The sequence below is a fragment of the Streptomyces sp. NPDC032198 genome (genome assembly GCF_040636975.1).
Classification (GTDB): domain Bacteria; phylum Actinomycetota; class Actinomycetes; order Streptomycetales; family Streptomycetaceae; genus Streptomyces.
Genome location: NZ_JBEZVL010000004.1, coordinates 519048 through 543402 on the forward strand (window position 1 = coordinate 519048; position 24355 = coordinate 543402).

At 70.5% G+C, this 24355-nt stretch carries 21 protein-coding genes; 9 read left to right on the forward strand and 12 right to left on the reverse strand.

All coding sequences use genetic code 11. From position 1 onward, the window contains the following. Nucleotides 1-31: 31 nt before the first annotated feature. Complete coding sequence (locus AB0E78_RS13460) at nt 32-931, forward strand: LysR substrate-binding domain-containing protein (protein WP_361831547.1); 900 nt, start codon at nt 32-34, stop codon at nt 929-931. A gap of 36 nt (nt 932-967) precedes the next feature. On the opposite strand, the gene AB0E78_RS13465 is transcribed toward AB0E78_RS13460, so the two are convergent. The 4 genes from AB0E78_RS13465 to AB0E78_RS13480 all read right to left on the reverse strand — a co-directional run bounded on the left by AB0E78_RS13465 (nt 968) and on the right by AB0E78_RS13480 (nt 5949). Beyond that, complete coding sequence (locus AB0E78_RS13465) at nt 968-2479, reverse strand: acyl-CoA synthetase (RefSeq protein WP_361831549.1); 1512 nt, start codon at nt 2477-2479, stop codon at nt 968-970. A gap of 78 nt (nt 2480-2557) precedes the next feature. Beyond that, a complete protein-coding gene (locus AB0E78_RS13470; protein WP_361831551.1) occupies nt 2558-3304 on the reverse strand; it encodes a succinate dehydrogenase/fumarate reductase iron-sulfur subunit in 747 nt (248 codons plus the stop codon). Next, entirely contained in the window at nt 3301-5274 is a 1974-nt protein-coding gene (locus AB0E78_RS13475) for a fumarate reductase/succinate dehydrogenase flavoprotein subunit (protein WP_361831553.1), read from the reverse strand. The genes AB0E78_RS13470 and AB0E78_RS13475 overlap by 4 nt, the downstream gene beginning before the upstream one ends. A gap of 3 nt (nt 5275-5277) precedes the next feature. Continuing rightward, a complete protein-coding gene (locus AB0E78_RS13480) occupies nt 5278-5949 on the reverse strand; it encodes a succinate dehydrogenase (RefSeq protein ID WP_361831778.1) in 672 nt (223 codons plus the stop codon). Nucleotides 5950-6084: 135 nt separating this feature from the next. On the opposite strand from AB0E78_RS13480, the gene AB0E78_RS13485 reads away from it, so the two are divergent. Next, the gene (locus tag AB0E78_RS13485) at nt 6085-6963 is read left to right on the forward strand and encodes a LysR substrate-binding domain-containing protein (RefSeq protein WP_361831555.1); all 879 of its coding nucleotides are present in this window, start codon (nt 6085-6087) and stop codon (nt 6961-6963) included. A gap of 71 nt (nt 6964-7034) precedes the next feature. Here the strand turns inward: AB0E78_RS13485 and AB0E78_RS13490 are convergent, their stop codons facing one another. The 4 genes from AB0E78_RS13490 to AB0E78_RS13505 all read right to left on the reverse strand — a co-directional run bounded on the left by AB0E78_RS13490 (nt 7035) and on the right by AB0E78_RS13505 (nt 12044). Beyond that, nucleotides 7035-7793 carry a VOC family protein gene (locus AB0E78_RS13490; protein WP_361831557.1) on the reverse strand — a complete coding sequence of 253 codons (759 nt, stop codon included), beginning with the start codon at nt 7791-7793 and terminating at the stop codon, nt 7035-7037. 11 nt (nt 7794-7804) lie between these two features. Then, nucleotides 7805-9940: an EAL domain-containing protein gene (locus AB0E78_RS13495; RefSeq protein ID WP_361831559.1), complete on the reverse strand. Its 2136-nt coding sequence runs from the start codon at nt 9938-9940 to the stop codon at nt 7805-7807. After that, a complete protein-coding gene (locus tag AB0E78_RS13500) occupies nt 9937-10749 on the reverse strand; it encodes an SAM-dependent methyltransferase (RefSeq protein ID WP_361831560.1) in 813 nt (270 codons plus the stop codon). The genes AB0E78_RS13495 and AB0E78_RS13500 overlap by 4 nt, the downstream gene beginning before the upstream one ends. A 302-nt stretch (nt 10750-11051) precedes the next feature. Then, nucleotides 11052-12044 (reverse strand): SCO0930 family lipoprotein, encoded by a 993-nt coding sequence (locus tag AB0E78_RS13505; RefSeq protein ID WP_361831562.1) that lies wholly within the window; start codon nt 12042-12044, stop codon nt 11052-11054. Between the two features lie 202 nt (nt 12045-12246). Between AB0E78_RS13505 and AB0E78_RS13510 the strand changes: the two genes are divergently transcribed. Both AB0E78_RS13510 and AB0E78_RS13515 read left to right on the forward strand, forming a co-directional pair. Continuing rightward, nucleotides 12247-12837 (forward strand): hypothetical protein, encoded by a 591-nt coding sequence (locus AB0E78_RS13510; RefSeq protein WP_361831564.1) that lies wholly within the window; start codon nt 12247-12249, stop codon nt 12835-12837. 14 nt (nt 12838-12851) lie between these two features. Next, nucleotides 12852-13616 (forward strand): hypothetical protein, encoded by a 765-nt coding sequence (locus AB0E78_RS13515; RefSeq protein ID WP_361831566.1) that lies wholly within the window; start codon nt 12852-12854, stop codon nt 13614-13616. Between the two features lie 80 nt (nt 13617-13696). Here AB0E78_RS13515 and AB0E78_RS13520 read toward each other — a convergent pair whose 3' ends face one another. Further along, nucleotides 13697-14338, reverse strand: coding sequence for an HAD-IIIA family hydrolase (locus AB0E78_RS13520; RefSeq protein ID WP_361831568.1), 642 nt, complete (start codon nt 14336-14338; stop codon nt 13697-13699). A 321-nt stretch (nt 14339-14659) separates the two neighbouring features. Between AB0E78_RS13520 and AB0E78_RS13525 the strand changes: the two genes are divergently transcribed. Further along, on the forward strand, nt 14660-14878 hold the full coding sequence (locus tag AB0E78_RS13525; protein WP_361831570.1) for a hypothetical protein: 219 nt from the start codon (nt 14660-14662) through the stop codon (nt 14876-14878). A gap of 717 nt (nt 14879-15595) precedes the next feature. After that, entirely contained in the window at nt 15596-16141 is a 546-nt protein-coding gene (locus AB0E78_RS13530; protein ID WP_361831572.1) for a hypothetical protein, read from the forward strand. Nucleotides 16142-16382: 241 nt separating this feature from the next. On the opposite strand, the gene AB0E78_RS13535 is transcribed toward AB0E78_RS13530, so the two are convergent. Further along, nucleotides 16383-16883 (reverse strand): hypothetical protein, encoded by a 501-nt coding sequence (locus tag AB0E78_RS13535; RefSeq protein WP_361831574.1) that lies wholly within the window; start codon nt 16881-16883, stop codon nt 16383-16385. A 350-nt stretch (nt 16884-17233) separates the two neighbouring features. Here AB0E78_RS13535 and AB0E78_RS13540 point away from each other — a divergent pair, with 350 nt between their 5' ends. Continuing rightward, nucleotides 17234-17890, forward strand: a complete 657-nt coding sequence (locus AB0E78_RS13540) for a class F sortase (RefSeq protein WP_361831575.1) — start codon at nt 17234-17236, stop codon at nt 17888-17890. Nucleotides 17891-17947: 57 nt separating this feature from the next. On the opposite strand, the gene AB0E78_RS13545 is transcribed toward AB0E78_RS13540, so the two are convergent. Further along, complete coding sequence (locus AB0E78_RS13545; protein ID WP_361831577.1) at nt 17948-18796, reverse strand: polysaccharide deacetylase family protein; 849 nt, start codon at nt 18794-18796, stop codon at nt 17948-17950. A gap of 91 nt (nt 18797-18887) precedes the next feature. After that, on the reverse strand, nt 18888-22190 hold the full coding sequence (lysX, locus tag AB0E78_RS13550) for a bifunctional lysylphosphatidylglycerol synthetase/lysine--tRNA ligase LysX (protein WP_361831578.1): 3303 nt from the start codon (nt 22188-22190) through the stop codon (nt 18888-18890). Nucleotides 22191-22298: 108 nt separating this feature from the next. Between lysX and AB0E78_RS13555 the strand changes: the two genes are divergently transcribed. After that, the gene (locus AB0E78_RS13555) at nt 22299-22760 is read left to right on the forward strand and encodes a universal stress protein (RefSeq protein ID WP_361831579.1); all 462 of its coding nucleotides are present in this window, start codon (nt 22299-22301) and stop codon (nt 22758-22760) included. 123 nt (nt 22761-22883) lie between these two features. Next, nucleotides 22884-24308: an amino acid permease gene (locus tag AB0E78_RS13560; protein WP_361831580.1), complete on the forward strand. Its 1425-nt coding sequence runs from the start codon at nt 22884-22886 to the stop codon at nt 24306-24308. The last annotated feature ends 47 nt before the right edge of the window (nt 24309-24355 follow it).

Below are 24355 nucleotides of genomic sequence, written 5' to 3' on the forward strand. Positions count from 1 at the left end.
TTGGACACACTTGAGTCCCCCGAGGTCTTACATGCTTGACCTGCGACAACTCCGCTATTTCGTGGCCGTCGCCGAGACCGAACACGTCGGAAGGGCGGCGGAGGCGCTGCACATCTCGCAGTCGCCACTCAGCCGCCAGATCGCCCAGCTGGAGAAGCAGCTCGGCCTCGTCCTGTTCGAGCGCAGCCAGCAGCGCATCCGCCTCACCGCCGACGGCCGGGTCTTCCTGAGCGAGGCCCGCGCCCTGCTGCGGCACGCCGACCGGCTGGAAAACCTCGGCCGCAGGCTCGGGCGCGGCGAGGAGGGCGGACTCTGCATCGGATACGTCGGCGACGCCATGCACACCGGAGTCCTGCCGGGCGCGCTGCGCAGCCTCCAGGAGGAGCGTCCCGGCATCCACGTCGCGCTCTACAGCCTCTCCACCGCGGAACAGTTCGAGGGGCTGCGGCAGCGCAGCCTCGACATCGCGCTCGTCCAGGAGCCCCCCGCGAAGGACGATCCGGATCTGCTCGCCGCGCCCCTCCTCGAAGACCCGCTGCTGCTCGCCCTGCCCGCGCACCATCCGCTGGCCGCACAGGCGGAGTTGACGCCGGGCGACCTGGACGGCCAGGCGTGGATCGCGGTGGAGAACTCCCAGGACCCGGCCTGGCGTGACGCGTTCCTCGCCTCCTGCGTGGCGTCCGGGTTCACCCCGGACATCCGCCTCGACGCCGCCGAACCGCTCACCGCGCTCGGCCTGGTGGCGTCCGGACTCGGTCTCGCGCTCATCCAGAAGAGCATGGTGCGCGGCACGACGGACGGAGTCGCCGTACGCGAACTGCCCTGGCACGAGGCGTCCGTTCACCTCTGGGCGGCGTGGCACTCCATCGACCTGCGCCCGGTGGTCGCGTCCTTCCGTGAGACGGTCCTGGAGGGCGGCACCATCGACTGAGACGCGGTTCCGCACACTCCCGAGTCGCGGACCCGCTCACTCCCAATAGGACTTCCGCAGGGAGGACTTGGCCAGCTTCCCGGTGGGAGTACGAGGCAGCGACTCCGCGAAGTCCACGGAGCGCGGCGCCTTGTAGTGCGCGAGGCGTTCCCGTACGAACTCGACCAGCTCCCGCTCCAGTTCGGGCCCGGTGGTCACCCCGTCGGCCGGTTGCACCACCGCCTTGACCGCCTCCCCCATATCCGGGTCGGGCACGCCGATCACCGCGACGTCCGACACCGCCGGATGCAGGACGAGACAGTCCTCGGCCTCCTGCGGATAGACGTTCACACCACCCGAGATGATCATGAACGCCTTGCGGTCGGTGAGGAAGAGGTAGCCGTCCTCGTCGACGTGCCCGATGTCCCCGGTGGTGGTCCAGTTCGGATGCTCGGGGTGCTGGGCCTCGCGGGTGCGGCCGTCGTCGTTGTGGTAGCGGAAGGGCGTTTCGTCGCGCTCGAAGTAGACGATGCCGGTCTCGCCGGCCGGCAGCGGCGCACCCGTCTCGTCGCAGATCCGCAGCGCGCCGAGGAACCCGTCCCGGCCCACGGATCCCGGCTTGCGCAGCCACTCCTCGGGCGAGATGAACGTGATGCCGTTCCCCTCCGTCGAGGAGTAGTACTCGTACAGAATCGGGCCCCACCACTCCAGCATCCGCCGCTTGACCTCGACGGCGCAGGGCGCGGCGGCGTGGATGGCGGTCGTCATCGAGGACAGGTCGTAGCGCTCGCGCACCTCGGCGGGCAGCTTCAGCATCCGTACGAACATGGTCGGCACCCACTGGCTGTGTGTGACCCTGTGCTTCTCGATGGCGGCGAGAGCACCTTCCGCGTGGAACGCGTCCATGAGGACGACCGTGCCGCCGAGCGCCGTGACGACCCCGCAGAAGCGCAGGGGCGCCGCGTGGTAGATCGGGGCGGGCGAGAGGTAGACGGTGTCCTCGCCGAAGCCGTACATGGCCTGGAAGATCAGCACGTAGGTGCTCGGCTCGTCGCGCACGTCACCCTCGGGCAGCGCGGGCTTGATGCCCTTGGGGCGGCCCGTGGTGCCGGAGGAGTAGAGCATGTCGGTGCCGCGCGGCTGGTGGGCGGGCGGTTCGGCGGACGCGGCCTCCAGGGCCTTCTCGTACGTTCCGTCGTCGAGCCCGAGCACGATCGGCGGGCCGCCCGCCAACTCCCGCACATCTGTGCCGAGTTCGGTCAGCGACCCGGAGACGATCAGTGCCTTCGCCCCGCAGTCCTTGACGATGTACGCGGCTTCGTCCGTGGTGAGGTGATGGTTGACGGCGGTGAGATAGAGGCCGGACCGCAGCGCCGCCCAGTAGACCTCAAGGGCGCGCGGGTCGTTGTCGCAGAGGAGGGCGAAGTGGTCGCCCCGACGCAGACCTGCGGCCCGCAGATGATCCGCGAGCCGCAGGGAGCGTTCTTCGAGTTGTCCGTAGGTGAGGGTCCGTGTGCCGTCGGCGGTGACGACGGCCAACCTGGCGGGGTCGTACGCTCCCGGATGCATGCGGGCGACGGTAGCGGCCCGAAGGGGCGCGGGGAACTGCGCGCTCAGCCACGAACGGCCCGCAGGCTCCCACTGCCCCTAGCGGCTCACCTTCCTCGTGGCCCGCAGCCACTCCTTGTTCATCGCTGAGATGGAAGGCAACGGGATGCCCTTGGGACAGGCAGTGGCGCAGGCGCCAGTAAGCGTGCAGCCGCCGAAGCCTTCCTCATCCATCTGCGCCACCATGTCCAGCACCCGGGTCTCGCGCTCCGGCGCACCCTGCGGCAGGACGTTGAGGTGGTTGACCTTGGCCGAGGTGAACAGCATCGCCGAGCCGTTGGGGCAGGCGGCCACGCACGCCCCGCAGCCGATGCACTCCGCGTGCTCGAACGCGAAGTCCGCGTCCGGCTTCGGCACGGGCGCCGCGTGCGCCTCGGGTGCGGCGCCGGTCGGGGCGCTGATGTAGCCGCCGGACTGGATGATCCGGTCGAAGGCCGAGCGGTCCACGACCAGGTCCTTGACCACCGGGAAGGCGGAGGCGCGCCACGGCTCGATGTCGATCGTGTCGCCGTCCTCGAAGGACCGCATGTGCAGCTGGCAGGTGGTGGTGCGCTCGGGCCCGTGTGCGTCGCCGTTGATGACGAGCGAGCACGCGCCGCAGATGCCCTCGCGGCAGTCGTGGTCGAAGGCGACGGGGTCGTCGCCCTTGACGATGAGCTCTTCGTTGAGGGTGTCCAGCATCTCCAGGAAGGACATGTCGGACGAGATGCCGTCCACTTCGTAGGTGGACATGGCGCCGTCGGCGTCGGCGTTCTGCTGGCGCCAGACGCGCAGGGTGAGCTTCATGCGTAGCTCCGCTGAGTGGGGTGGACGTACTCGAAGACGAGGTCTTCCTTGTGAAGGACGGGGGCCTCACCGGTGGCGGTGAACTCCCAGGCGGCGGCGTACGAGAACTCCTCGTCCACGCGTGCCGCCTCGCCGTCCGGCGTCTGCGACTCCTCGCGGAAGTGGCCGCCGCAGGACTCGGCGCGGTGCAGGGCGTCGAGGCACATCAGCTCGGCGAGCTCCAGGTAGTCGACGATGCGGTTCGCCTTCTCCAGGGACTGGTTGAACTCCTCTCCGGTGCCGGGGACCTTGAGGCGGCGCCAGAACTCCTCGCGAATCTGCGGGATGCGCTCCAGGGCCTTGCGCAGCCCCGTCTCCGTACGGGCCATGCCGCAGAACTCCCACATCAGCTCGCCGAGTTCGCGGTGGAAGGAGTCGGGGGTGCGGTCGCCGTCGACGGCGAGGAGCTTCGCGAGCCGCTCCGAGGTCTCATTGAGGACCTCCCGTACGGCGGGGTGTTCGTCGGAGACCTCCTCGTGGTGCGGATTGCGCGCGAGGTAGTCGTTGATCGTGGACGGCAGCACGAAGTAGCCGTCGGCGAGGCCCTGCATCAGGGCCGAGGCGCCGAGCCGGTTCGCACCGTGGTCGGAGAAGTTGGCCTCGCCGATCGCGAAGAGGCCGGGGACGGAGGTCTGCAGGTCGTAGTCGACCCAGAGTCCGCCCATCGTGTAGTGCACGGCGGGATAGATCCGCATCGGCGTCTCGTAGGGGTTCTCCGCGGTGATCCGCGCGTACATGTCGAAGAGGTTGCCGTACTTCTCCTCGACGGCCTTCTTGCCCATGCGCTTGATGGCGTCGGCGAAGTCGAGATAGACGCCCTGGCCGCCGGGGCCGACCCCACGGCCCTCGTCGCACACGTTCTTGGCGGCGCGCGAGGCGATGTCGCGGGGCACGAGGTTGCCGAAGGCGGGGTAGATGCGCTCCAGGTAGTAGTCGCGCTCGTCCTCGGGGATCTGGTTGGCCGGGCGGTCGTCGCCCTGTGCCTTGGGCACCCAGATCCGGCCGTCGTTGCGCAGCGACTCACTCATCAGCGTCAGCTTCGACTGGTGGTCGCCGGTGCGCGGAATGCAGGTGGGGTGGATCTGCGTGAAGCAGGGGTTGGCGAAGTAGGCGCCGCGCCGGTGGGCCCGCCACACGGCCGTGGCGTTGGAGTTCATGGCATTCGTCGACAGGTAGAAGACGTTGCCGTAGCCGCCGGAGGCCAGGACCACCGCGTCGGCGTAGTACGTCTCGATCCTGCCGGTGATCAGATCGCGGGCGACGATGCCGCGGGCGCGCCCGTCCACGACGATGACGTCGAGCATCTCGGTGCGCGGATGCATCTCGACGTTCCCGGCCGCGATCTGCCGCGAGAGCGCCTGGTAGGCGCCGAGGAGGAGCTGCTGGCCCGTCTGGCCGCGCGCGTAGAACGTCCGGGAGACCTGTACGCCGCCGAAGGAGCGGGTGTCGAGGAGACCGCCGTACTCGCGGGCGAACGGCACGCCCTGCGCGACGCACTGGTCGATGATCTCCACCGAGATCTGTGCGAGGCGGTGCACGTTGGACTCGCGGGCGCGGAAGTCGCCGCCCTTGACGGTGTCGTAGAAGAGGCGGTGCACGGAGTCGCCGTCGTTGCGGTAGTTCTTCGCGGCGTTGATGCCGCCCTGCGCGGCGATGGAGTGGGCGCGGCGCGGTGAGTCCTGGTAGCAGAACTGCACGACGTGGTAGCCCTGCTCGGCCAGCGTGGCGCCGGCGGAGCCGCCCGCGAGGCCGGTGCCGACGACGATCACGGTGTGCTTGCGGCGGTTGGCGGGGTTGACGAGCTTGGCCTCGAAGCGGCGGGTGTCCCAGCGCTCGGCGACGGGCCCTGCCGGGGCCTTGGTGTCGACGACCGGCTCCCCGGTCGCGTAATCGGCGTACTCACGGGAGGCGTGATCACGGGAGGAATTCATGGGCTAGCTCACCACTCCGGTCATGACGGCCACGGGGACGACGACGAAGCCCGCCGTCAGGACGAACGCGACGCCATTGGCGATGATCTTCAGGGCGCGGTCGCGGGTCGCCCTGCCCGCCCCGAGGGTCTGCGCGGCGCTCCAGAGCCCGTGCCGGACGTGGAAGCCCAGGGCGACGACGGCGACGATGTAGATGACGTTGCCGTACCACGTGGAGAACGTGTCGATGATGTTCTGGTACGGGTGCAGGTGCTCGTAGCCGCCCGGGTGCACGGTGCCGGTCGTCAGGTCCAGGATGTGCCAGACGATGAACAGGGCGAGGATGATCCCGCCCCAGCGCATCGTGCGCGTGGCGAAGCTCTTGCCCGCCTTCTTGTTGACGTACTTGGCGGGGCGCGCCCTGATGTCACGGCGGCTGAGCTGGTACGCGGAGACCGCGTGCGCCACCACGGCGACGACGAGGACGACACGGATCAGCCAGAGCGTCCACTCGTAGTGCATGAACGGCTCGCCGACCGTGCGCAGCCAGTGGGCGTAGTGATTGAGCTCCTCCGGCCCGAAGAAGATCTTCAGGTTTCCGATCATGTGGGCGATCAGATAGAGCAGCATGATCAGGCCGCTCACTGCCATCACTGTCTTCTTGCCGACGGACGAGTCCCAGATCGTGCGCGTCATCGACGACCGTTTTCGGTCCGTCCGCGTTGCCAGAGCCATGGGACCGACGCTAAGGCCGAAGGTCCCGATCGGTCCAAGAGATGGATCAGCTCATCTCGATAGCGAATGACTATCATCGGCCGTACGCTGCCGTGTATGCAGTTCCAGCAGCTCCTCTACTTCGTCGCGGTGGCCGAGACCAGGCACTTCACCCGGGCCGCCGAGCAGGTCCACGTCTCCCAGCCCTCGCTCTCCCAGCAGGTCCGCGCCCTGGAGAAGGAGCTGGGCGCCGAATTGTTCAGCAGGGCCCGCGGCAACATCGCGCTGACCGACGCGGGCGAGGCGCTGCTGCCGCTGGCCCGCCGGATCCTCGCGGACGCCGACACCGCGCGGATCGAGGTCCAGGAGCTGGCGCAGCTGCGGCGCGGCCGGATCCGCCTGGGGGCGACACCCAGCGTCTGCACCGGTCTGCTGCCCGAGGTCCTTCGCGCCTTCCACGACCGGCACCCCGGCATCCAGCTCCTCCTCGAGGAGAGCGGCTCCCACGACCTCGTGCGCGAGCTGGCGCGCGGCGCCCTGGATCTGGCCGTCGTCGTGCTGCCGCTGCCGAGCCCGTCGCCCGCCCTGACCACCGTGGAGCTGCTGCGTGAGGACCTGGTCGTGGTGTCGTCGCCGGACGTGCCGGGGTTCGGCGGCTCGTCCGTGCGGGTCGCGGATCTGCAGCGGGAGCGCCTTGTGATGTTCCGGCACGGCTACGACCTGCGGGAGCTGACGGTCGCCGCCTGCCGCGCCGAGGGGTTCGAGCCCGAATTCGCGGTCGAGGGCGGCGAGATGGACGCGGTGCTCGGCTTCGTGCGGGCCGGGCTCGGGGTGGCGGTCGTGCCGCGCATGGTGGCCGAGCGCGCCGGGCGCGGCCTGCGGATGACCGCGCTGGCCCGCCCGGCCCTGCACCGCACGATCGCGCTGGCCCACCGCAGCGATGTGGCGCCGCCACGGGCTGCGCGGGAGCTGCAGAGGATGCTGCTGGAGCGGTGAGCGACAGCGCCCCTTCAGGGGCTCGGGGAACTGCGCGACCAGCCCCCACCGGCCCGCAGGTTCCGGTGAAGCTAGCGCGCGTCAGGCAGACCGCCGGTCTTCGGATTCCGGATCGTCAGGCAGTACGTCCCGCCCGCCGGATCCCGCATCACGATCCAGTGCGGCCCGCGCCAGACGGCCTCGGCGCCCCACGCCTCATGCCGGACGCGGTCCGCGTATAGGTCGGAGCAGGAGAAGTCCGGGTGCGCCCCGGCGGGCCCGTCATCGTCGAGGCGCTGGAGCAGGATCCGCATCGGCAGCCGCGGGTCCGGCTCGACGAGGTGGAACTCGGGGCGCGACCCCGGACGGTCGGACCACCCCGTGAAGGCGGGCCAGAACGCCTTCTCCACCTCGAACACCGCCGGCGGCACGTCGAGGCACACCTGGTCGAGGCGGCTCGTGGTGCCGTCCGCCTGGGCGAGCGGCTCGGGGCGTACCCGCTCGCCCTGCCACTTCACCACGCAGAACAGCTGCCCGCCCGGAGAGCACAGGACCTCAAGGCCCTCCTCAGCGAAGACCGAGGTGGCCCCGAGCGCGCGGGCCTCGGCCGCCTTGGCGACCACGTCGTCCACGGCGAAGTCGAGATGCGCGCCGCCGGGGCCGTCGACGGCCTGCGCCTTGAGGATGGCGTCGGCCCCGTCCGGCAGCATCGTCACGAACTGCTCGTCCTCGCCGCGGAACGCGGAGAGACGCGTCCCGGTGACCGCCGACCAGAAGGCGTGCGCCTGCGCGAACCGGTCCTTGGGCCGGTCCACGAAGGCGTACACCCACTGGATCGTTTCGGGTGCCATGCTCGTGCTCCTCAGGTCGTCGCGTCCGCGAGGGCCAGCTCGTGCAGCTGGTCCGGCGGGCCGGGCCGTGCGTAGTACCAGCCCTGGGCCGTGTCGCAGCCCAACTCTCGCAGCTGATCCGCCTGGGCGCCCGTCTCCACGCCCTCGACCGTGACCGCGAGGTCCAGGCTGTGGGCGAGCGAGACGATCCCCTCGACGAGCTTCAGGTCCCCGGGGTCGGCCGGGAAGTGCTGCATGCCCTGCGTGAAGGAGCGGTCGAGCTTGAGGATGCTCACCGGCAGGCGGCGCAGGTTCGCGAGGTTCGAGTAGCCCGTGCCGAAGTCGTCGAGCGCGATGTCCACGCCCATCTCGGCGAGCCGCCGCAGCGGCTTGAGCAGGTCGTCGTCGGCGCCGATCAGCGCGGACTCGGTCACCTCCAGGCACAGGGCCCCCGGTTCGAGCCCGGCGCGCTCCAGGATCTCCACCGTGTCCGAGACCAGGCCGGGGTGGTTCAGCTGCATGGGCGAGAGGTTCACGTTCACGCGCAGCGGCCCGGCGTCCTTGTGCCGCGCCTCCCACGTACGGGCCTGGCGGACCGATTCCTCCAGGACCCAGCGGCCGAGCGGCACGATCAGACCGGTGTGCTCGGCGAGCGGGATGAACCGGTCGGGGCCGATGATGCCGTGCTGCGGATGCAGCCACCGCACCAGCGCCTCCGCCCCGCGCACGCTGCCGTCACCGAGGTGCACCAGGGGCTGGTACTCGATGAAGAACTCGCCCCGCTCCAGGGCGGCGGGCAGTGCGGTGGTCAGTCCGTGCCGGGTGATGGCGCGGGCGTCGGCCTCGGGATCGGCGAGCTCGAAGCGGTTGCCGCCCGCGGACTTCGCGCGGTACATCGTGATGTCCGCGCTGCGCAGCACCTCCGCCGCGCCGCGCTCCCCGGCCGGGCCCTCGACGATGCCGATGCTGCCGCGCACGGTCAGTTCCCGGCCCTCGACGCGGATGGGCGTGGAGAGCGCGTGCATGATGCGCCCGGCCAGGTCGTCCACCTCGGACTCGGTGTCGCGGCCCGTGGTCAGCGCCACGAACTCGTCGCCGCCGAGCCGAGCGACCATCTCGCCGGGGGCGGTGGCGCAGGACTGGAGCCGGTCGGCGACCTCGACGAGCAGCCGGTCGCCCGCCGCGTGCCCGAGGCTGTCGTTGACGGTCTTGAAGCCGTCGAGGTCGAGGTAGCAGAGCCCGAACCGGGCACCGTCGCCCGCCGCGAGGGCCTTCTCCAGGCGCTCGAAGAACAGGGTGCGGTTCGGCAGGCCGGTGAGCGCGTCATGCGTGGCCTCGTAGCGAAGGCGCAGATTGAGCAGCCGGCGCTCGGTGGTGTCCTCCATCAACGCCAGCTGGTACTGCGGCACTCCGTCCGCGTCACGCAGCAGCGAGACGGTCAGGTTGGTCCACAGGACGGTGCCGTCGGGCCGGTAGAAGGCCTTCTCCACGCGGTAGTGCTCGCGCTCCCCGCGCACCAGCTCCTCGTAGAGCTTCCATACGTGGGGTGAGTCGTCCGGGTGCGTCCAGTTCGCGACGTTGCGTCCGCGCAGCTGGCTCTCCAGGCCGCCGAACATGCGGATCAGCGCGTCGTTCACCTCGAGGACCGTGCCCGTGAGGTCGGCGATGCCGATGCCGATCGCCGCGCCGTGGAAGACGGCACGGAAGCGTGCCTCGCTCGCGTGCAGGGCTTCGGCGACGGCACTGCGGGCGTTCAGGGCGGCCCGGGATATCGCCTCCTGCTCGGCGAGGGTCCGCTCACGCAGGGCTGCCGCGAACCCCGCGGCCACGGCGTGCTGCAGGCGCGCGCACCGGGCCCGCAGCTCCTCCTGGGGGCCGTCGTCGCCGCAGTACAGGACGAGGTAGGCGTCCACGCAGTCGAGCGTGCGGCTCAGCGCCTCGGGGTCGGTGCAGTGCGTGCCGACGAGCGCGGCGCCGATCGCCTGGCCCTCGGCGGCGTCGAAGATCCGCTCGTGCAGCGCGGCACGCAACCTCCGGGCCAGCGGCACCAGTTGCAGCTCGAACTCGGGGCGGGTCAGCGACGTCGCCGTGACCGGGAAGATGGCGCGGCTCCATATCGTGGCGAACCTGCGCACTCTGCCCTCGGGGCCGTCCGGTTCCCCGCTCATGCCTTGCGCCCAACGCCGGCGAACCCGGAGAAGGAGTACGGATCCTCCTCCTCGGGCGCGGTCTCGGGCCGCCAGCGCGGCATCGGCACGAGGCCGGGTTCCACCATGTCGTATCCCTCGAAGAACCGCGCGATCTCTTCGCGCGAGCGCATGATCAGTGGATTGCGGATGTCCTTGTAGACGCCGACGGCCTGACCGGCCTGCTCGGCGGGGATCGGCATCCCTTCGTACGAGGCGTGCGTGAGGGCGATCATGCTGCCGGGCGCGAGTGCGTCCCGCAGTTCGGCGACCGCTGTGTAGGGATCGTACGCGTCCTCCACGAAATGCAGGACGGCGACGAGGAGAAGAGCCACCGGGCGGTCCAGGTCGAGCAGTCCGTTGACCTCCGAACTGCCCAGAATGTCCTGTGGTTTGCGCAGATCCGCGGCGACGACGGTCGCCTTCTCGTCACCGTCGAGCACGGCACGGCTGTGCGCGACGGCCACCGCGTCGTGGTCGACGTACACCACACGGGCCTCGGGGTCCGCCCGCCGCGCGACCTCGTGGACATTGCCGAAGGTGGGGATGCCCGAACCGATGTCGAGGAACTGGGTGATGCCCTCGCCCACGGCGAAACGCACTGCTCGGCGCATGAAGGCACGATTCGCCTGCATGATCTTGGGCAGCCCCGGCATGAACTCCATGGCCCGGCGGGCCGCGTCCCGGTCGACCTCGAAGTTGTGCGAACCGCCCAGGTAGTAGTCGTAGATGCGGGACACGCTGGGCATCGTGAGGTCGATGCCCTGCGGGGCCCAGGCGGGACGCTCCATCAGGACTCCAAGACGTAGGCGAGACGAGCCGGTGTTCGAAGGTGAGGCTACTGATCGTCCGCCAAGGGAGCGAGTCAAAACGGAAATTGGCCGTCCGTTCTCGGTCACTGCCTGTGGCAAGTGCCGAATATCAACCCAAAGAACCGGTCCGTTCCTCCCCGGGAGGGGGAAAGGAACGGACCGGTAGACCGTACGCGAGGTACTTCTGACTGACCCCCTTCCTGGCTGACTTCTTCTTCGCACGTGCCCTTCGGCGCCCTGCTTCTGTACCTCTATTTCCTGTACGTCTATTTCCTGTACGCCTACTTCGGGGCGCCGACAGGCTTTCCGTCAGGCCCGGCGGCGTACCAAGTGCCGCCCACGCCCTGACCGTTGGTGTCGCCGGGCTTCTTGTCACCGGCGAAGGTGTACATCGGCCAGCAGTCGATCGTCTGCTGACGCTGTCCGTCGGGGCGGTCGAAGACGACGAACCCCTTCTTGAGGATTCCCTTGGTGTCGTTCTTCTCGACGGGCGGTACCACCGGCCACTTCTGGAGGCAGGCGCCGGTGCACGCGGACTTCATCGGCCAGGCGGAGTCCTTCGTGAAGCGGTAGACGGTCATGCCGTTCTTGTCGACGACGATCTCCCCGAGCTTGGGGTCCTTGCGGGTGGAGAGCCCCGCCGGGTCGACGGGGGCCTTCTCGGCGGGGGGTTCGGCCTCGGCCGCGGGCGCGGCCTTCTTGCCGTCGGGGGCGGAGGCGTACCAAGTGCCGCCCACTCCCTGGCCCTTGGCGTCGCCGGCCTTGGTGTCCTTGGCGTACCGGTACATCGGCCAGCCGTCGATGGTGAGCTGCTTGCTGCCGTCGGTCCGGGTGACCTCGCCCAGCAGGGACTTGTCGACGCCGGGCGGGGCGACCGCGCCATCGGGCGACGCGACGGGCCAGGTCGTGGCGCAGGCGCCGTCGCAGTTCGACTTGGGGGGCTGGGCGGTGTCCTTGTCGAAGCGGTAGAGCGTGAAGCCCTCGCTGTCGGTGACGACCTTGCCGAGCTTCTTGCTGTCCCAGACAGCGAGCTGACCGGCGGCTTTCGCCTCCCCCGCGCCTTCCTTCGCGTCCCCCGTGTCGGCGCCGTAGCCGTCGCCCGCCCCGTATCCGCCCTGCTTGGCCGGGGCCTGGTTGCCCACGTTCTGTCCGTTCGGCGACTGGTCACCCTGGTCCTGGCCGCACGCCGTCGTCAGCGCCAGCATGGCCGCGGCCGTCGCTACGAGCGAGGCGCTCCGCCAGGCTCGGGGGGAACCCCCTGTTGGATGAAGCATCTCTAACTCCCGCTGTCCGCTTGGGTGTCGCGCCGCTGAGTGCGTCACGCATGGCCCTAGGTACGGGTGGGAATGGCTGATGCGTTCAACCCGGGTTCAAAATTCTTTTGTTCGTCAATCTCGCGCCCGGCGTCTCCCCCCTTCGGGCCATAGGAGGGCCGCAGCGGCGTGGCAGGGCGACATACTGCCCATGATCCCTGTCGTGCATGGATCCACTAGAGCCTCGTCCGGCCTGGTCACACGCTTACTGGCGCTTCTGGTGCTGGCCTGGCTGCTCGGTGCGCCGACGGCCGCCGCGGCGCCGGTCATCGCGCCCGCCATCGCGCCCGCCGACAACTGCGCCTATGCCTCGATCGGTGACTCTCCCGGCGGTGACGCGGTGGCGGTCGCGGGTGACGGAGTCGTCTGCAGGGCGGGTCCCACGCGGCACCCGAAGCCACCGCCACCGCCGCCTCCGCCACCACCCCCGCCTCCACCACCACCGCCGCCCGCTCCGGCTCCACCGCCCCGTCCGGAGCCACCGGCGCCGGAGCCGCCACCTCCGCCGCCTCCGCCACCGCCCGTGCGCCCGGCCCCTCCTGAGCCCGCGCCGCCCCCGCCGCCGCGTCCGGCCCCGAAGCCGAAGCCCAGCCCCTCCGCCCGGGCCAAGGTCATGCCGCAGCCGGTGAGTTACCCCTCACAGCGTGCCGCGCCCCGCAAGCCGCCGCCCCGGGGCGGCCCGTCCCTGGTCACTCTCACCCTGCTCATCACCGCGCCCGCGGTGCTCGCCGTCGCCGCGCTGCGGCCGCGCTGACCGTAGGAGGTCACATGTCGGAATGGCTTGTTCTCACCCTCGCGATGGCAGCCGCGTGCGGCGTCGTCCTGGTCGTCACCTTCCTGCGACACCGCAGGACGAGTCCGGATTATGACGCTTCGGAGACCCCGGACGTCATCGAGTACATGACGATGATGATCGGCGTGGTGTACGCCATCGTCCTCGGCCTCGCCATCGCCGGTGTCTGGGAGGCCCGCAGCGTCGCCCAGGACCATGTGCACGCCGAGGCCCAGGCGTTGCACGAGGTGTCCGAACGTGCGCGGGTCTATCCGGCCGACGTCCGCGAGCGCATTCGCACGGACGTGCACACGTACGTCAGCCATGTCGTCACCACCGAGTGGGACTACATGGCCCAGCACGGCGAACTCACCGACCGCGGCTCCCAACTCCTGTCCCGAGTACGCCACGACGTCACCGACTACGAGCCAAAATCCGACTTCGAGGCCCAGGCCTACCAGCCGCTCGTCGACCAGGTCGCCGCCGCCGACGACGCGCGTTCCTCCCGGGGCGACAGTGCCGGGGCGACCATGCCCGGCGTGGTCTGGTTCGGTCTGATCGCGGGTGGCCTCGTCACGATCGGCATGATCTTCATCCTGCAGATCCGCCGGACCCCGCGCGAACTCGTCCTCGCGGGGCTGTTCTCGGCCTTGTTCGCGTTCCTGCTCTTCCTCATCTGGGACTTCGACGCGCCCTACAGCCGCGGCGTCGCGGCGACTCCGGAGCCGTTCCAGGCGCTGTTCAGCAATCTCGGAAGATGAGGGATGCGCTGCGGCCCCACCCAGAACGGAAGAGTGCTGGATGGGGCCGCAGGTCTGACGGCGATGGCAGCAGCTGACGCTCACTCAGCGATGATCGAAGCGACCTGGGTGAGGGAGTCGATCCGCCAGTCCGCGGTTTCGACGACGGTCGGGTCGTCGGCCCACCAGTGCCCCCAGGGCCCGCGCCGGATGTGCGCCACCCGCAGCCCGGCGGCCTTCGCGGGGTAGATGTCGTTCGCGGGATGGTCGCCCACGTACAGGGTCTGCTCCGGCGCGGCCTGAGCCACCTCGATCACCCTGGAGAAGAACGTGGGGTCCGGCTTCGCCACGCCCCACTCCCCCGAGGTGACCACGAGGTCGGCGGGCAGATCCAGGGCACGCAGCAGCTCGCCCACGCGCGGCGTCTGGTTTCCCGCGATGACGACCCGCAGCCCCTGCTTGCGCAGCCCGCCGAGAGCGGGACGCACATCGGGGTAGAGGTCGGTCTCGGCCAGGTGCTCGCCGCGCCCCGCGACCTCGCGGGCCTGATAGGCGGCGGCGACATCTATGTCCGGGCTCAGCAGCCGCAGCGCTTCGGTGTTGTCACGGCCCCGCGTGACGACACCTCCCACGAGCGCGGAGACAGTGTGGCGGGGCACGCCGAGCCAATCGGCCCAGGACGCCCAGTAGCGGTCATCTTTGGTGAGGGTCTCCCCCACGGCGAACACGACGGTCTCAATCATCGGGCCCAGCCTATGGGCCCACCACGGCCCGACCGGCCGCCTGGCCCGCGCCGCGCAGGCGGGTTCACGTGTACGCCACGAAGATGCGGCGGAGCCGATCCATGGAGAGCCTCGAACCCACCCGGTCGGCGAAGGAGTTGACCGAGGCGTGGCACCCCGACGCGTCGGCGCGCCGGTCGGCGGGCGCGCCTGGGGAGGGATGCCGGCGCAGGGGTACCCCGGGTCCCACCAGGGTTCCGACCCCCGCTCGTTAGCACCGGCTTCGCACACAGGTCCGTAAACCGGGCTGCGCGGCGGCCTCGCGCGGCGCACTCTGGTGGCATGACCTGGCAGACACCCATCATCGTTCACCCGCCCGCTCCCGACGGCGGACGGCGGATCTCCGTGCGCGGGCAGGACGTCGGCGTCGCGCGCGACGACCGCGACCTGGTGGAGTTCCTACGCCGGGCGGGCCTCGGCGACGCCGACATGGCCCTCGACGACCCGCACCTCGTGGAGTGGCGCGGCGGCGGGGCACATGAATGGACGAAGAGTTCCTGACCCGGCCTCGGGGTGCGCGTTCCCCGAACGTCCGCGGGCCCGGACTCCTCTGCGAGGAGGGCGGGTTGAGCCCGCCGCCGGGGGCTGGTCACACCGCGCCGCACGCCCCGGCGTCCGGCATCCGGCGTCCGGCATCTGGCATCTGGCATCCGCGGCGGCTGTGCCCTGGAAGGTGTCCCGGGCCCTGCCGCCGCCAGCACGAACCCAGCACCCCGCTCGCAGACGCGACGCACCTGGCCGAGTCGAGCACGGGCCCGCCCTGACGCCCCCGCGGCACGAGCTCAGTACCATCGCCGTAAGAGTGGGACCTGATGTGGGCCGAGCACGAGTCCTCGGGCTCGCCCCGCCTCTCCCGCACGCTCGGTACGAGCACCGTGCGGCCCTCGCGGACGCGACGTACCTGCCCCGGCCGAACGCGCCCCATGCGGGCACAACCCCGCCCCCCACACCCAGCACAAGCAGAGAGCCCAGGCGGCCCACAAGCCGCATCCCCCCTCGCCGAGCGCGAGCCCCCTACACGCCCCGCACCCCGCACCCCCGCACCACCCCCGCGACACCCCGCCCCGTTCCCCTGTCCGGCCCACACCGTTGCCCCGTTCGCGCGGCTGCGATCGCGGGTGGGCCGGGTGCTGCTTAGCGTCTGCGGTATCGAGGTGCATATCAGGTGAAAGCGGAAGAAGGTCCGCGGCTGCTCCTCGGGGACCCGGAGGAATCATCATGCGCGCGATACGCGTCGCCTCGGCCGCACTGCTCGCCGCCACCACCCTGACCCTCACCGCCACCACCGTCACGACGGCCGTCGCGGACGACGGTGGCTCCGACAGCAACATCACCTCGTTCGGCTTCCGCGTCACCCCGTCCACCATCGCCGCCGGCGGCCAGGTCACGCTCAGCGTGGACGGCTGCGAGGGCGACACGACCGTCACCTCCGGTGTCTTCGACGACACCAAGATCGCCCAGGGGCAGCAGTCGGCCACCGCGACGGTCTTCGAGGACGCCAAGCCGGGCGCGATGTACGAGGTGACCTTCGACTGCAAGGGCGAGAAGGGGACCACGGACCTCACCATCGCCACCGGCCGTCCCACCCATCACCCCACTTCGCACCCCACCGGCCCGACCCACCACGGGGTCAAGGCGGGCGTCGGCGGCAGCCTCGGCGGGCTCGACCTGCACGAAATCGCCCTCGGCGGCGCCCTGATCGCGGGCACACTCGGCACCGCGTACTACCGGATGCGCCGTCGCACCGGGAACGGCGACTCCTGACCCGGCCGCATGCCGCTGCCCGGTCGCCCGCTGCGCTCAGTGGGTGACCGGGCAGCGGCATGCGGCCTGGCCGGGCTCGGACCGCCGCCCGCCCGACCGGCGCGGAAGGGGGACGCACCGGTCAGGAAGGCGAGGCGGAACGGTTCTCACCCGGCGTGGGCGAGCGGGCGAGCAAGCCGGGGGGCGAGGGGGCGACGCCCTCCGTGCGAGTGACGGGCGTGCCGGTCGCCGGCGCCCGACGTCAGAATCCGCGTCCCGCGTTCTCCGAGCGGCGGCGCATCCAGAACACCCCGCCACCGACCAGGGCGACGGTCACCAGCGCCCCGCCGATCGCCATGTCGGTGCCGGTCGCCCCGGAACTGTTGCTGCCGCCGAGGCCACCCCGGACGCCACCGTGGATGACGGTGAACGCGTCGGGCTTGGTGAGGGTCTTGCCGCCGCAGTGCACGGTGATGCTGTGGGCCCCGGGAGTGGCGTGGTGGTGAATCATGGGGTTCGCGCTGGCCGTGCCGCCGCCCATGGTCCGCAGGTTCGTGTCGGGGAAGGCGTCCGACGTGACCTTGCTGCCAGGGGTGTGGCAGGCCGAGCCGTCGACCGTGACCGTCAGCTGTCCCCCGCGGGGGATCACGCTCGGCATGGCGACGATGTTGGACGGATCGGCCCAGGCCGATGCCGTCGGGGCGGCGAGGCCGACGACGGCACCCGCGGTGACTGCGACCGCGAGGGCACGAGTGGTGCGCATACGAGAAGTACGCATGTGAATCCTCCGCGGAAGACGCCCCGGGGTAACCGTCCCCGGTCGATCGGCGAGAGCGCCTCCCAGACTGACCCTCAGTTGCCCTGCACAGACCCGCATTTCGGCGATCGGCCGTCCTGGTGAGGCGACACGCCGAAGCGTGAACGCACAAGCCGATATTGCCGCAGGTCACGGACCGTCAGAAATTTCCTGCCGCCCGCGACTCGGATGGCGCATGCCCGGTATGGGCGCCACCCGTTCGCTCCCGCTCTGTCGCCCGTCGCGCGCGCCGCGCTTAGCGTTCTTGTACGCGCAACGGACGCGGTTCGAATGCCGCGTTGAGAGGGGATCAGAGAATGCCTTCGTCCCAGCCGGCCGATGAAGAGGAACCGCAGCGGAAGCGCGCGCCGTGGGGCGCGATGGCGCTAGTTCTGCTGACCGGCCTCGCGCTGATCCGGAATGGTTCAGGGGAATTCGACGTGGGTCCTCCGCAGCCCGCGTCGGCCGCGGCGGCGGACCGGGCGCCCGACGGGTCGGGGCAGGACGTCGCGCCGCTGACGTTCTCGCCCGCCGAACGGGTGGGGATCAAGGGCATCCAGGTGGACGCGCCGGTCATGCCGGTGGGCCTCGACCAGGACGGCTGGGTGGACGCGCCGCCCCCGGAGGACCCGAACCTGGCCGGCTGGTTCACCGGAGCCGTCTCGCCGGGAGAGCGGGGCACCTCGGTGATCGTCGGCCATGTGGACAATCAGCAGGGTCCTGCCGTCTTCTACGGCCTGGGCTCGCTGAAGAAGGGAAATCGCGTCGAGGTCCTGCGCAGGGACCGCAAGACCGCGGTTTTCGAGATCTATGGAATTGAAGTGTTCGAGAAGAGCAATTTCCCGGGCAGCCGCGTCTACAGCGACAAGGGAGCCCCAGAACTGCGCGTCATCACCTGCGGCGGCGGATTCTCGAAGCGGTCCGGATACGACGGGAATGTCGTCGTTTTCGCCCGCCTGGTGGACGTGCGCTGACGGCGAATGCGTCGCGGCACACGGCACCGGGCGGGCGAAATACCGTCCTGCGTTCCGCTACATTCCGTGGCGGCTCGGCACGGTGAGCCGGTATCCGGAATCGATGAGCTCCGGCAGATACGTCCGCAGGGCCTCCACGCTCTGGGAACGGTTGCCGCCCGCGTCGTGCGAGAGCACCACGACTCCGGGCGCCGCACCGGCCCGTACGCGCCGGATGATGGTGGCGGTGCCCGGCTCGGTCCAGTCCAGGGTGTCCACGGTCCAGGCGAGCGGCTCCATGCCGAGGTCGGCGCCCAGCTGGAAGGCGTTGCGGTTCCACGCTCCGTAGGGGGCGCGGAACCAGGCGGGAGGTTCGCCCACGGCGTCCTCGATGACCTCGCAGGTGCGCTCGATCTCCTCGCGCATCGCGCTGCGGCTCATCTTCGGCAGCAGCGGATGCGTCCAGGTGTGATTGCCGATCACATGCCCGTCGTCGGCCATCTCGCGCAGCAGGTCCTGGTTGTCGACGGCCATCTCGCCGCAGACGAAGAACGTCGCACGGACGTCGTACTTGCGCAGCGTCCTCAGGATGCCCGGCGTGTAGAGCGGGTCGGGTCCGTCGTCGAAGGTCAGCACGATGGTGCGGCCCTGCCCGTCCATGCGCAGGATCGGCGCCTTGCGGACGCGGGGCAGGGCGCGTGCGGCGCGCGGCGGGCCGTTGCCCGCCATGGGCTGGAGGCGGTACGCGGAGGGCTTGAGGGCGGCGCGTGCGGCGGGCGGGCCACCGGCCGCCGCGCCGCTGGGAGCCGTGGGTCCTGGAGCGGCCGACCGCTCCGTGCCCGCGCAGCCGGCGGTCGCGGCCAGACCGAAGACAGCGGCGCCGCGCAGGAGTGCGCGACGCCCTGGAGTCATGTGATCCTTTTTCATTACTAATCAGTCGCATGGCGGAAGACCGACACGGGACATCAACACCGGGCCGGGCCCCGAAAGCACCCGATGGGACCAGCAACCAAGGGGATCAGCGGCGGCGTACGAGCGGGAAGGGCAGCGTCTCCCGGATCGTCAGGCCGGTGAGGAACATGACGAGGCGGTCGACACCGATGCCGAGCCCGCCGGTGGGCGGCATCGCGTACTCCAGCGCGTCCAGGAAGTCCTCGTCGAGCTCCATGGCCTCCGGGTCTCCCCCGGCGGCGAGCAGCGACTGCGCGGTGAGGCGGCGGCGCTGTTCGACGGGGTCGGTCAACTCCGAGTAGGCGGTGCCGAGTTCCGTGCCGAAGGCGACCAGGTCCCAGCGTTCGGCGAGGCGCGGGTCGGTGCGGTGCTGGCGGGTCAGCGGGGAGACGTCGGTCGGGAAGTCCTTGTAGAAGGTGGGCAGAGTCGTCTTCTCCTCGACGAGGCGCTCGTACATCTCCAGTACGACGTCACCGCGGCCGTCGTCCGGCTGGTACGGGACGTGCGCGCGGTCGCAGAGCCGCTGAAGGCGCGGCAGTGGGGTGTCCGCGTCGACCTCGTCGCCGAGCGCCTCGGAGATCGCGCCGTAGACCGTCTTGACCGGCCAGGGCCCCGAGATGTCGTGCTCGGTGAGCCGCCCGTCCGCGTCGGCCTTGCGGGCGACGGGTGCGCCGAAGGCGGCGGTGGCGGCGCCCTGGATGAGCTCGCGGGTGAGGTCGAGCATCACGTCGTAGTCGGCGAACGCCTGGTAGGCCTCCAGCATCGTGAACTCGGGGTTGTGCTTGTACGAGACGCCTTCGTTGCGGAAGGTGCGGCCCATCTCGAAGACCTTCTCCATGCCGCCGACGCAGAGCCGCTTGAGATACAGCTCGGGTGCGATGCGCAGATAGAGGTCGAGGTCGTAGGCGTTGATGTGGGTGGTGAAGGGGCGGGCGTTGGCGCCGCCGTGGATCTGCTGGAGCATCGGCGTCTCGACCTCCAGGTAGCCGCGGTCCAACAGCCCCTGCCGCAGGGCCTGTACGGCGGTGGAGCGGGCCCGTACGACGTCGCGCGCGCCGGGGCTCGCGACCAGGTCGAGGTAGCGGCGGCGGACCTTGGCCTCGGGGTCGGTGAGGCCGCGGCGCTTGTCGGGCAGCGGGCGCAGGCACTTGCCGGTGAGCTGCCAGCCGGTGACGAAGACGGTGAGCTCGCCCCGGTCGCTGGCGCCGACCGTGCCGGTGGCGGTGATGTGGTCGCCGATGTCGGTGCCGGAGGTGAAGCGGTCCAGGACGCCGGGGCCCGACCGGTCGCGGGTCAGGGCGAGTTGGCGGTCGCCGGACCAGTCGCGCAGGACGGCGAAGACGACCCCGCCGAAGTCGCGTACGAGCATGACGCGTCCCGCGACCGTGACCTCCTCCCCCGTCAGGGCGGGGGTCACCTCGGCGAGGGTGTGGGTGCGCGGCGGGAGGCCCACGGGGTAGGGGTCGACGCCGTCGGCGCGCAGCCGTTCGAGCTTGCGGTGGCGGATGCGGACCTGGTCGGGCAGCGCGGCCAGGGGGTCGGCGTCCGCGGTGTCGCCGTGGCCCGCGAGGCCGAGGGCGGAGATCGGCGGGAGGCCCTCGGTGCTGGTGGGTTTGGTGACGCCCTTGGAGCCGCGGCCCTTGCCCCAGAGCTTGCGCAGCGAGGGCACGGAGACGAAGCCCTCGGCGATGCCCGAGGCGAGGCTGATCCGGGCGAGGGCGCCCGCGTCGCCGTAACAGATGAAGCGGGGATACCACTCGGGGTGGTACTTGGCGTTCGAGCGGTAGAGCGCTTCGAGCTGCCACCACTTGGAGAAGAAGAGCAGCAGCCTGCGCCACAGCCGCAGGACGGGCCCGGCGCCGATGCGGGCGCCCTCCTCGAAGACCGAGCGGAACACGGCGAAGTTCAGGGAGATGCGGCGCACCCCGAACTTGGCCGCGCCCGCGCAGAGTTCGGCCACCATGAACTCCATGACGCCGTTGGGCGCGGTCGCGCGGTCGCGGCGCATCAGGTCGAGGGAGATGCCGTCCTTGCCCCAGGGGACGAGGGAGAGCAGGGCGATGAGCCGGCCGTCGGCGTCCAGCGCCTCGACGAGCAGGCAGTCGCCGTCCTCGGGGTCGCCGAGGCGGTCGAGCGCCATCGAGAAGCCGCGCTCGGTCTCGGTGTCCCGCCAGGCGTCCGCCTTGTCGATGATCTCCTCCATCTCCTCGTCGGTGAGGGTGGAGTGGCGGCGGATGCGGGTGGTGGCGCCGGTGCGGCGGACGCGGTTCACCGCCTGGCGGGTGACCCGCATGTCGCGGCCGTCCAGGTCGAAGCCGGCGACCTGCAGGATCGCCTCGTCGCCGAGCTGGAGCGCGCCGAGCCCGGAGCGTGCGTAGGCGGTGGCGCCCTCCTCGGAGGCGCCCATCACGGCGGGCGCCCAGGCGTACCGCCGGGCCACGTCGAGCCAGGCGCCGATCGCGTGCGGCCAGGCCTCGCGGTCGCCCACGGGGTCGCCGCTGGCCAGGCAGACGCCCGCCTCGACGCGGTAGGTGACGGCGGCCTTGCCGCTGGGCGAGAAGACGACGGCCTTGTCGCGCCGGGTGGCGAAGTAGCCGAGCGAGTCCTGGGCTCCGTACGTGCCCAGGAGCGCGCGGATGCGGGGCTCCTCGTCGCCGTGCAGGGCGGCTTCCATGCGCTGGGAGCGGAAGAGGGTCGCGGCGGCGTTCAGGAGGGCGAGGGCGCCGAACAGGCCGAGCCAGAAGTGCAGGGCGCGCGGCGGTCTGCCGTCGAAGTAGTCGCCGCCGGTGAAGAGCCCGCCGCAGACGCGGTCCGCCGCCCACAGCAAGGCCTGGCCGCGTGGCAGCGTCCCCGGGAAGAGCGCGACGAGACCCCAGCCGACCAGGACCGCCAGGGCGAGGCCCGCGGCGAGCACCAGGACGGCCCGCCGGACCGCGCCGCGGCGGGAGTCCGCGGAGAACTCCTTGCGGGCCAGGACCAGCAGGACGAAGGCGATGCCGCAGACGACGAGGGAAGGGAGCGAGTCCGCCCAGTAGCCGAGGGCGATGCCCAGTACGTCGAAGGCGAGGAGAAGCCCCAGGTAGCTGATGACCAGCCACCACGCGACCTTCTTGCGGGCTGCGGTGGCCGCGGCGAGAAGGAAGAGGAAGACGGCGTACGCCAGGTTGGGGCTCACCGGGACCGTGAGGAGGTCGAGGACGCGGACCACCGGGCGCAGGAGGTGGCGCAGCGGGGCGATGACCGCGAGGATCGCGCAGAAGAGGCCCAGGGTGCCGAAGAAGGTGGCGAACCCTTCCGGGACGCGCCTCAGGAAGCGCTCTCGGGCGTGCTGCGGCGGCTCGGCGGTCGGCCTCTCCACGGTGATGCTCATGGACCGACCCTAGGAAGGGTCGGCCGGTGCCGCCCGTCGAGACGGTGCCCATCGCGTCGGCCATGGGCGCCCTCAACAGGAACGGCGCTCTCCGTTAACCTCTCGGCTGTGACTGAAGACCACTCCCACCAGTTCGAACGCGGCACCGACGGACCGAAGGTGATCGTCGTCGGCGTCGACGGTTCGGACTCCTCCCTCCGGGCCGCGGCATATGCCGGAGGTCTGGCGCGGAGGCAGCGTGCCCTGCTCGCCGTCGTCTACATCCAGCCGGTGATGGCCGCGGGCGCCGCCCTCGGCGCCCCGGTGGCCGAGACGACGGACGAGATCGCGGAGGGCCTGATCGCGGACATCAGGGAGGCGACCGAGCGGGTGAAGGACATATTCGACATCCGCTGGGAATTTCACACCTTCCGTGGTGACCCCTACAGCGGTCTGGTCACCGCGGCGGACGACCTCAAGGCGGACGCCGTCGTCGTCGGCGCCTCCGAGCAGGCGGGCCACCGGATCGTCGGCTCGGTCGCGGTGCGTCTCGTCAAGGCGGGCCGCTGGCCCGTCACCGTGGTGCCGTAACCCGCGGGCGCCAGACTGCTGAACCCGCACAGGTATGAGGGGTGTGGCGTCTTCCGTCATGCCCATGCCTGCGCCATCATGATCCGCCATCAGCCGACTGCCGTCCGCGAAAAGGTGGAGCTCATGGCGGGACTCCGGATGGGGCATGGCGTACTGCGCCGCAAGCCCATCGAGAACATCGAAGAGACCGAGGGGGAATCGGGCGGTGGGCTCTCCCGCTCGCTCGGCCTCTGGCAGCTCACCGCGATCGGCGTCGGTGGCATCATCGGCGCCGGCATCTTCACGCTCGCCGGGACGGTGGCCAACGGCACGGCCGGGCCCGCCGTCCTCATCTCCTTCCTCATCGCCGGTGTCGCGAGCGCGGCAGCGGCCTTCTCGTACGCCGAGTTCGCGGGCCTCATCCCGAAGGCGGGATCGGCGTACACGTACGGCTATGTGGTGCTCGGCGAGCTCACCGGCTGGTTCATCGGCTGGGACCTGCTCCTGGAGTACACGGCGATCGTGGCGGTGGTCGCGATCGGCATCTCCGGCTACTTCAACTTCCTGATCGAGGACATGGGCGCGGAGCTGCCGAACTGGATGCTGGGCGCGCCCGGCACCGGGGACGGCCACAGGGTCGATCTGTTCGCGGCGGTGCTCTGCCTGCTCATCGCGTACCTGCTGACCCTCGGCATCAAGAACGCGGCCCGCTTCGAGATGATCGTGGTCGTCCTGAAGGTCATCGTGGTGCTCATCGTCATCGCGGTCGGCTTCTTCCACATCAACACCGGGAACTACAAGCCGTTCTTCCCCTTCGGTGTCAGCGGGGCGTTCACGGGTGCGGCGACGGTCTTCTTCGCGGTCTTCGGCTACGACGCGATGAGCACCGCCGCCGAGGAGTCCAAGGACGCGCAGCGCCACATGCCGAAGGCGATCCTCTACTCGCTCGCGATCTCGATGGTTCTGTACGTGCTGGCCTGCCTGGTCCTGACGGGCATGCAGAGCTACAAGGACATCGACCCGGAGAGCGGCTTCTCCACCGCCTTCAAGTCGGTGGGCCTGGGCGGTCTCGCCGATGTCATCGCGGTCGGCGCGATCATCGGCATCCTCACCGTGATGTTCACCTTCATGCTCGGCGTGACCCGCGTGTGGTTCAGCATGTCGCGCGACGGGCTGCTGCCGAAGTGGTTCGCCAAGACGCACAAGACCCGGCACGTGCCGACCCGCGTGACCTGGATCGTCGGCTTCGCGTCGGCGGCCATCGCCGGGTTCCTGCCGATCGGCGAGGCGGCCGAACTCACCAACATCGGCATCCTGTTGGCCTTCGTCGTGGTGTGCGTCGCGGTGATCGTGCTGCGCTACAAGCAGCCCGACCTGCCGCGTACGTTCCGCTGTCCGGGGATGCCGGTGGTGCCCGCCATCGGGGTCGTCTTCTCCATCTGGCTGATCACGTTCCTGCAGTGGCAGACGTGGGTGCGGTTCGCGGTGTGGTTCGTGGTCGGCCTCATCGTGTACTTCGGCTACTCCTACCGGAAGTCGGAGCTCGCCAAGACCGACCGCGTTCCCTGAGGGCCGGGCTCCGGAAGGGCCGGGCTCCGGCCGGCGCGCACACGAGC

Coding starts and splice junctions, on each gene's coding strand:
- AB0E78_RS13460 (WP_361831547.1), top strand. CDS start 32: ATGCTTGACCTGCGACAACTCCGCTATTTCGTGGCCGTCGCCGAGACC.
- AB0E78_RS13465 (WP_361831549.1), bottom strand. CDS start 2,479: ATGCATCCGGGAGCGTACGACCCCGCCAGGTTGGCCGTCGTCACCGCC.
- AB0E78_RS13470 (WP_361831551.1), bottom strand. CDS start 3,304: ATGAAGCTCACCCTGCGCGTCTGGCGCCAGCAGAACGCCGACGCCGAC.
- AB0E78_RS13475 (WP_361831553.1), bottom strand. CDS start 5,274: ATGAATTCCTCCCGTGATCACGCCTCCCGTGAGTACGCCGATTACGCG.
- AB0E78_RS13480 (WP_361831778.1), bottom strand. CDS start 5,949: ATGACGCGCACGATCTGGGACTCGTCCGTCGGCAAGAAGACAGTGATG.
- AB0E78_RS13485 (WP_361831555.1), top strand. CDS start 6,085: ATGCAGTTCCAGCAGCTCCTCTACTTCGTCGCGGTGGCCGAGACCAGG.
- AB0E78_RS13490 (WP_361831557.1), bottom strand. CDS start 7,793: ATGGCACCCGAAACGATCCAGTGGGTGTACGCCTTCGTGGACCGGCCC.
- AB0E78_RS13495 (WP_361831559.1), bottom strand. CDS start 9,940: ATGAGCGGGGAACCGGACGGCCCCGAGGGCAGAGTGCGCAGGTTCGCC.
- AB0E78_RS13500 (WP_361831560.1), bottom strand. CDS start 10,749: ATGGAGCGTCCCGCCTGGGCCCCGCAGGGCATCGACCTCACGATGCCC.
- AB0E78_RS13505 (WP_361831562.1), bottom strand. CDS start 12,044: ATGCTTCATCCAACAGGGGGTTCCCCCCGAGCCTGGCGGAGCGCCTCG.
- AB0E78_RS13515 (WP_361831566.1), top strand. CDS start 12,852: ATGTCGGAATGGCTTGTTCTCACCCTCGCGATGGCAGCCGCGTGCGGC.
- AB0E78_RS13520 (WP_361831568.1), bottom strand. CDS start 14,338: ATGATTGAGACCGTCGTGTTCGCCGTGGGGGAGACCCTCACCAAAGAT.
- AB0E78_RS13525 (WP_361831570.1), top strand. CDS start 14,660: ATGACCTGGCAGACACCCATCATCGTTCACCCGCCCGCTCCCGACGGC.
- AB0E78_RS13530 (WP_361831572.1), top strand. CDS start 15,596: ATGCGCGCGATACGCGTCGCCTCGGCCGCACTGCTCGCCGCCACCACC.
- AB0E78_RS13535 (WP_361831574.1), bottom strand. CDS start 16,883: ATGCGCACCACTCGTGCCCTCGCGGTCGCAGTCACCGCGGGTGCCGTC.
- AB0E78_RS13540 (WP_361831575.1), top strand. CDS start 17,234: ATGCCTTCGTCCCAGCCGGCCGATGAAGAGGAACCGCAGCGGAAGCGC.
- AB0E78_RS13545 (WP_361831577.1), bottom strand. CDS start 18,796: ATGAAAAAGGATCACATGACTCCAGGGCGTCGCGCACTCCTGCGCGGC.
- lysX (WP_361831578.1), bottom strand. CDS start 22,190: ATGAGCATCACCGTGGAGAGGCCGACCGCCGAGCCGCCGCAGCACGCC.
- AB0E78_RS13560 (WP_361831580.1), top strand. CDS start 22,884: ATGGCGGGACTCCGGATGGGGCATGGCGTACTGCGCCGCAAGCCCATC.